Source organism: Microcystis sp. M53603_WE2, from assembly GCF_030065435.1.
Window position 1 is genome coordinate 1 of record NZ_JASJFF010000090.1, and the last position, 2,813, is coordinate 2,813.

Genomic DNA, 2,813 nt, shown 5'->3' on the forward strand with positions numbered 1-2,813 from the left:
ATTTGTTTGCTACGGCGCTGGCGGAATTAATTAGTGAATTTGGCACTTCGGCACAATTTAGCAGTTATGTTGAACGTCTATCGCAATTTTCCCAAGCCTTAGAAGAAGTCATTAAACAACCGGAAAATTTAAGCACGATTAAAACCATCGAAGAAAACCAATTTTCCTTTGAAGATGTCACCTTGCAAACCCCCGATTATGAACAGGTAATTGTCGAAAACCTCTCCCTTTCTGTTCAGCCAGGACAAGGTTTATTAATTGTCGGTCCGAGTGGTCGGGGGAAAAGTTCCTTGCTACGCGCAATTGCCGGTTTATGGAATGCCGGAACCGGCCGATTAGTGCGTCCCCCCCTAGAAGAAGTATTGTTTCTGCCCCAACGTCCCTATATAATATTAGGAACCTTGCGAGAACAGTTACTCTATCCCAATCGCAATCAAGAAACCAATGAGATAAAATTAAGGGAAGTTTTGCAAGAAGTCAATCTCCAAAATTTACTAAATCGAGTCAATAGCTTTGATACAGAAGAGCCTTGGGAAAACATTTTGTCCCTGGGAGAACAACAACGTTTGGCTTTTGCTAGGGTATTAATTACCCGTCCCAGTTTTACTATCCTCGATGAAGCCACAAGTGCTTTGGACTTAAACAATGAGGAAAATTTATATCGGCAATTGCAGAAAACTCACACAACTTTTATTAGTGTCGGACATCGGGAAAGTCTCTTTAACTATCATCAATGGGTTTTAGAACTCTCTAGTAATTCCCATTGGCAACTGCTTACAGTGGAGGAATATCGCCGACAAAAAGTGAAAGAAATTATTAATATTTCTGTCGATAATTCTCAAACTAGGCTCGAAGATTTACCGAATCAGGAAACCGAGGTCAATCCTAAAATCAATTCTGCCGGGGAACCCCCCCCGAATCGCCAACGACAACAATCTTAACAGAAGTCGAAGAGGGACTTTCCCATGCACAAATGAAGGAATTAAGCGACTATTCCCTTAGTAGCATCAGAAGCAAAGCCAGTCAGGGAAAATCAATTACGGGGAAAGATGGACTGACCTATCGCTATGACAAAGACCCTAAAATCTTAAAATGGCTAAGAGTTTAGCCGATGAGAGACGGGTCAAAAAACAACGTTAAACTATTACACCAACTTAGCTACCCAAAAAATGAATCAAACCCTGGTTAATCAACAACAGTTGTTCCAAGAAATCGTCCAAGATATCGAGCAAAATAAAATTGCAATCGCGGCGAAAAAACTCCGTCAACAGGAAGCAGATAGCTGTGAAGTTCCGGCTCAGTGGCTCTGGAAAACAGCAGCGGCTTTAGAAACCAACGACTGGAGCATTTTATCAGAAGATTTCATTAATCTGAATTTTATCGGTAAAAATGGTTATTTTCTGATGATTGCTCCCTATCGCATCAATCGTCAGGGAGAACGACAACTCACGTTGAGTGCAATTTACGGAAAAATTCACCAAAATAGTCAACCTTCTATCGAACAACTAGAAAGCTTGACTCGTGAAAAATTTGGCAGTCTAAGACAACCGATTCCCAGAAATTTATCCTTTACTGAAATTGCTAGTTGTGGCACGGTTAAAGGTGAAAAGGGGGAGGCTTTTATCGTTCCCCATAGGTGGACTTTTCCCAATAGTGTTCAAGGACCAGCTTTAAATAATGCCAGTGAGCAAAAACGACGCTTTTCCGGTTCTAGCTACGAATGTATCCGAAAAATTTTTGAGCCAGAAACGGCCGATTTGCTATTAAGACCCCTAGAGGATCAAATTAATGGTGAACGCTATCGCCATCTCGATACCCAATTCCATGAAGCGGGTCATGCTAGTGGGTTGGGATTTGACTTAAAACTCAAAAATAAACTGTTTCAAAACTATACCTATGCCGGAGTCGAGGAGTGGCGCTCAGATAGTTTAGGCTTTGAATTTGCCGATTGTGCTTTACCTGCCGAAGAAGCGGGAAAATTAGTCGCTGTTAATTTCTGCATTCGCTTTGGTTTAGATGCTCACCGTTTAGGGGGTTTAGAAAAAGATGTGGATGTCCACGCTAGTTTGATCAGTTTGGAATATCTCTTGCAAAATGATGCTATTTATCTCACAAAAAATGGTCAATTGTCCCTGCGTAATGTTAGTTATCCAGGCTTACTAAAAGCGGTGGAAATGCACCGAACAAAAGCCTTATCTCTAACGCAAAGGGAGTTAAATCTAAATAGTCCAACAGGTCTTTTTGCTCTGTATAAAGTAGAGATTCATCCCGCAACCCAATTAATTTTTCAGGGACTAATTGTAGAGCGCTGCCGCGGAATTTGGTCAGAGTTACAATAAGTACCTAGGGTTTGCTGTTAACCGGCCCAGGGAGGGATGTCAATCAGCCATGAGCATCCCTCCAAATCCTATTGATGGCGATAGGGATTGGGGTCAACTCCTCTGAGTTTCTCGCCACAGCAAGTGCCGGCTCTGGAATATTAGTCGTTGACTCCTAAGTAGCTGTTTGCAATTAAATAGAAGATAGGTTTTGCACTCGATCCCCCCTGCCCCCCTTAATAAGGGGGGTGCCGACAGGCGGGGGGATCTTAGAGTTTTTTACGCCCATCTACTTACACATTTATTTATATATATATCGCTAGATAACTAAAATGTGTTAAGCTAGGCGGTAGCATTCTGGGAAATCATGACAGATAAATCAATCTCTTATTAGTCAGAGTCCCTGAACCCCTGATTACCCCTTTCTCCCCCGGTCGATGACAAAACCAATGGCTGAACAACGCTCTGTACTAAAATTTAATGGCATCGATGATC

1 protein-coding gene and 1 pseudogene are annotated in these 2,813 nt (G+C 42.0%); both read left to right on the forward strand.

Annotated elements, in window-relative coordinates:
* Window positions 1–1,108 (forward strand): annotated as a pseudogene (locus PX481_RS02160) (ABC transporter ATP-binding protein/permease); the annotation flags it as partial.
* Window positions 1,109–1,169: 61 nt separating this feature from the next.
* Entirely contained in the window at window positions 1,170–2,339 is a 1,170-nt protein-coding gene (locus PX481_RS02170) for a DUF6014 family protein (RefSeq protein ID WP_288093472.1), read from the forward strand.
* The last annotated feature ends 474 nt before the right edge of the window (window positions 2,340–2,813 follow it).

Bases quoted from the DNA above. Each gene is read 5' to 3' on its own strand.
- PX481_RS02170 (WP_288093472.1), top strand. From the start codon at position 1,170: ATGAATCAAACCCTGGTTAATCAACAACAGTTGTTCCAAGAAATCGTC.